The organism is Microbacterium sp. zg.Y909, from assembly GCF_024626565.1.
This window is the reverse complement of sequence record NZ_JANJFJ010000345.1, coordinates 1-4742: the sequence shown is the minus strand read 5'-3', so window position 1 is coordinate 4742 and position 4742 is coordinate 1. Positions and strand designations below refer to the sequence as shown.

General features: G+C 72.5%; 3 protein-coding genes and 1 pseudogene. All 4 read right to left on the bottom strand.

Annotated elements, in window-relative coordinates:
- Window positions 1-499, bottom strand: a pseudogene (locus NQ160_RS18820) (transglutaminase domain-containing protein); the annotation flags it as partial.
- Window positions 496-1791: a DUF58 domain-containing protein gene (locus NQ160_RS18815; RefSeq protein WP_257516642.1), complete on the bottom strand. Its 1296-nt coding sequence runs from the start codon at window positions 1789-1791 to the stop codon at window positions 496-498. The pseudogene NQ160_RS18820 and the gene NQ160_RS18815, both read right to left, overlap by 4 nt.
- The gene (locus NQ160_RS18810) at window positions 1788-2756 is read right to left on the bottom strand and encodes an AAA family ATPase (RefSeq protein WP_257516641.1); all 969 of its coding nucleotides are present in this window, start codon (window positions 2754-2756) and stop codon (window positions 1788-1790) included. The genes NQ160_RS18815 and NQ160_RS18810 overlap by 4 nt, the downstream gene beginning before the upstream one ends.
- Before the next feature lie 27 nt (window positions 2757-2783).
- On the bottom strand, window positions 2784-4742 hold a 1959-nt coding region (locus tag NQ160_RS18805; RefSeq protein ID WP_257516640.1), incomplete at its 5' end, for a fibronectin type III domain-containing protein.

Genomic DNA, 4742 nt, shown 5'->3' with positions numbered 1-4742 from the left:
GCACGAGCAGCAGCCCCGCCGGCAGCAGCGCCCACCCGTACGCCCGCGCCCTCAGCGCGGCGGAGCCGGCCAGCACCGACGTCAGCAGCACCGAGAGGAACGGCACGACGAGGAACGCGTCGGATGCTTCGAACGGCGCGACCGCCGTGACGAACTGCTTCCACGAGAACACGACGCCGCCGGCGAGGGCGATGATGCTCTCGAGCGACGGGATGACCCCGCCGATCGTGGTCGTCGGCACCGCGAGGGGCGCGCCGAGGACGAAGTATGCGGCGACCGTCACGGCCGCGACCGTCAGCGCGCCCCAGCGCAGCCACGCCGCGACGGCGGCGATTCCCAGCCCGATCGCGAGGGCGGCGAACCCGGTGAGCAGGAAGAACGAGCCCTCGAAGGTGGGCCGGAAGCCGATGATCGACACCGAGATCAGGGCGGCGACAGCAGCGAGGTCGACCGCCGTGCGGCGGGTGAACGGCCGCCGGGCCGCGGCGGACGCGCTCACGCGAGCACCCGCCGCAGGCCGACCGGCAGGTCCGACAGCGCGCCGAGCGTGAGGATGGTGGCATCCCCCAGCCGTCGCAGCTCGGGGGTGGCACCGACGCGGCACGACACTCCCAGCACGCGCGCGCCCCCGGGGAGCGTGCGGGCCGCGGTGCGCAGCGTCTGCGGCGAGACGCGGGACCCGGTGAGCATGACCACGATGCTCGCCTGCAGCGCCTCGGTCTTCACGCGGGCAGCGAGCTCGGGCGTCGATGCCACGGCGTGCGCGGTCTCGATGCGCGAGAGGGCATCGAGCAGCGGCCGGCCGGCGGTCGCGGGGATGGACTCGTCCTGGCTGAGCACCGACACGTCGCGCTCGTCGCGCAGCGCCTGCACGCCGACGGAGCCGGCGGCCGACACGGCCAGCTCGAACTCGTCGGGGTCGGCGTACTCCCCCGCGTTGCGCGAGAGCGTGACGACGATGTGCGAGCGACGGGTGTCTTCGAACTGTCGCACCATGAGCGTGCCGGTGCGGGCGGTGGACCGCCAGTGCACATGCCGGCGGTCGTCGCCCGGGGCGTATTCGCGCAGCGCATGGAACGAGACGTCGTCGCGCGAGAGATCGCGGGTGGGAAGCCCCTCGAGGTCGCGCAGAAACCCGGCGGACATGCTGCCCAGGCCCACGGTGTGCGGGTGCACGAAGAGCTCGAGCGGATCGCTCCAGGCCTGCACGCGCTGGAAGACGCCGAGCGGATCGCCGCGGACGGCGCTGACCGGGCCGACGGTGAGCACCCCGCGACGCGTGGTGGGGATGGCGAACAGATCGTCATGGGTCGCTCCCGGCCGCAGCCGCGGCACCTCGAACACCGGCCGCGCCTGGCCGACGGGGAGGATGACGCGGGCGGGGAGGATCGCGCGGGTGCCGGGGTTGCGCAGCTCGAGGCTCCCCACCGCCCGTTCGCCGACGACCACCCGCTGACGGGTGAGGTCGAGGGAGACGTCGTACTGGGTGCGCCCGATGAGGAACACCGCGCACACCGCCAGCAGCGCGGCCCCGCACATGGCGAGAGTGGTCAGCTCCCACCAGCCGAGCGTCATCCCGGCGATGCCGGCGACGGCCGTGACCGCGAAGACGCCCCAGCCGAGCGGGGTGACGACGCCCGCGATGCGGCCGACACGCCGCGCCACCGGGGTGACGGCGGGGGCGACGGATGCCTCGTAGCGCGCCCGCAGCGACGGGCGCGCTGCCGCCGGCGCACGCCGAACGCCGCGGCGCGCAGTGGCCGGAGCGGCCGGCTGTGCGGCGGCCGTCATGCCGCGCGGGCCTGCGGCGCCGGGGTGTCCTCGAGCACGCGCTGCACGATGCTCTCGGGGGTGACGCCCGAGAACTCCGCTTCGGGGTCGAGCACGATCCGGTGGCTCCACACCGGCAGGGCGAGGGTCTTGATGTCGTCGGGAAGCACGTAATGGCGGCCTTCGGATGCGGCGCGCACCTTGGCGGCCCGCACGATGGCGAGCATGCCGCGCACCGAGACCCCGAGCATGGTCTCCCGGCTCTCGCGGGTGGCCTCGGCCAGCTGGGCGGCGTAGCGCAGCAGCACCGGGTCGACGTGGGCGGACGCAGCGAGGTCGGCCATCTCGGCGACGGCGTGGGCGGTGACCACCGGCTGCAGCCGGGCGGTGGGGTTGCGGTCGGCGGAGCCGGAGAGGATGCGCTCGGCTGCCGCCAGGTCGGGGTAGCCGATGGTCGTCTTCAGCAGGAAGCGGTCCAGCTGCGCCTCGGGCAGCTTGTAGGTGCCGGCCTGCTCGATCGGGTTCTGGGTCGCGATCACCAGGAACGGTCGGCCGACCTCGTGCGCGACGCCGTCGACGGTGATGCGGGATTCCTCCATGACCTCCAGAAGAGCCGACTGCGTCTTCGGCGAGGCGCGGTTGATCTCGTCGGCCAGCACCACCTGCGCGAACACAGGCCCCTTGTGGAATTCGAACTTGTGCGTCGCCTGGTCGTAGATCGTCACACCGGTGACGTCGGAGGGCAGCAGGTCGGGGGTGAACTGGATGCGGCTGCTGGTGCCCTGCACTGTCGCCGCCAGGGCGCGCGCGAGGCTCGTCTTGCCGGTTCCCGGGGCATCCTCCAACAGCACGTGACCTTCGGCGAGCATGGCGGTCAGCACGAGGCGCACCACCTCGTCCTTGCCGAGCACGGCCTGTCCGACGTTGTCGGCCAGGCGCGTGAAGGTGTCACGGAACCATGCTGCCTGCTCCACGGTCATCGTCATCCGGGTGTCTCCTTGTTCGTCATTCGGTCACCAGGTCGTCGGTTTGGCTTGGCTGGCTCCGGGGATGCCGTTGAGCTGCACCTGCACCGTGTGGCCCGCGTTGCCGTACCAGCACTGGATCTGCGTCGTCGTCCCGGCCGCGATGTGCACCGGCCCGTCCCAGTCGTTGAACTTGCGACCGTTGGCGAGGCAGCTGTAGGTGTAGCTGCCGGCGGGGAAGTCGCGCTCGGTGGTGACTGCCAAGTAGTAGCACGCGGTGTTGCAGCCGGACTTGTACGCACCCTTGACGGTCTGCGCGCCGTTCTGCGGGGCAGGCCGCGGCGCCGTGGACGCCTGGGCGGAACTCTCCCCGCTCACCTGTCCCTCGGTGTCGACGGCCCGCGCGCGGATGGAGTGGGTCTGGTCGTAGTCGTTGCCGGCGCGACTGCTGCCGTTCCCGCCGACGCTCTGCCAGTCGCCCCCGTTGATGCTGATCTGCACCGTCACGTCGCGACCGTTCAGCGCGGGCTTGGACCAGTTGAACACCACCGAGGTGCCGTCGCGCTGGGCGCTGACCCCTGGGGCGTTCGGCGCGCCGTAGGGAACCACCTGGTTGGATGCCGGCGAACCGGGCCCGGCGTAGTTCTGCCCGTCCATGCGGTTCACCGCCCGGACGGCGACGGTGTATCCGGTGCCGTTGGCTACGCCCCCGATCGTGCCGGTGATGGTCGCACCCTTGTTGAGGCTCGCCCACGCCCCGCTCCAGCCGCCGCCGTTGAGCGAGAACTCGTAGTCCAGCTCGCCCGGGTTGGCTCCGTTGCCCGCGCCGGCGGGGACGCTGATCGAGATCGAGCGGTCGCCCGGCGACGCGCTGACCGCGCCGGGTGCGCCGGGAGGGGTGAAGGCGCGCCGAGGGGCGGAGGGGGCGCTGAACTCCCCCTGGCCGGCCTTGTTGGTCGCGGCGACCGTGAAGGTGTAGTCGGTCGTCGAGGCATCCACGTTGACGGCCTGCGACGTCTGTCCGCCGGCGACGGGGATCGTGTTGACCACCGTGCCGCCGCGCAGCACACGCAGCGTGTAGGAGCTGATCGCCGCTCCGTTGGTCGCGGGCTGACCCCACGACACCAGAAGCTGGGCCTGGGCGCCCACGGGCGACAGGCGCTCGGTCGACGGTGCGCCGGGGGCGGCGGGGGGACCGGCGGGGATCTCGCTGGGCGACCAGCTGCTCCAGCTCGACGGCTCCGGCGCCCGGTTCACGGCGCGCACGCGCACCTGGTACGCCGTGCCGTTCTCCAGCCCCTCCCAGCGCAGCGCGTTGCCGGTGACGCCGGTCTTCTGCGTCGCGCCGGAGGGCGGCGCAGGCGAGATCTCGAGGTCGAACGACTGCACGGGCGACCCGGGCGTCGACGGCGTCGTCCATGCCACGTCCAAAGCCCGGTCGGCGAAGCGGAGCGTCGGCGGCTGCGGCGTGTCCGGACGCGCGTCGGGGCGAGCCGTGGCCGACGGCGCGGACGGGTCGGACGTGCCCACCCGGTTGGTCGCCGTCACCGTGAAGTTGTACTCCACGTTGTTGGTCAGCCCGTCCAGCGTGCACGTCGTCGACGCGCAGGTCTTCGTGTAGTTCCCCGCCGTCGAGGTCACGGTGTACGAGGTGATCTCGGCGCCGTTGTTCATCGGCGACGACCACGACAGCACCACCGTGCGGTCCTGCACGCTCGAGACGGTGGGCGTGCCCGGAACGTCGGGCCGCCCCTGCACCGTCAGGCGGATGCGCCCGTCGACGAGGCGGTCGGGGTCCTCCGTGGCATCCTGCACGCGATAGCGCACCACGAGGCTCCCGACGAAGTCGCCGGCCGGCGTCACCTCCACGCGTCCGTCGCCGAGCACGCGCGGCTGCCCCTGCGTCTGACCCACCTCGAGCTGGGCGTCGATCACGGTCAGCGGGTCGTTCGGGAACGGGCTCTGGTCGTTGGCGAGCACGTCGATCACCTGCGTGACACCCTGGTG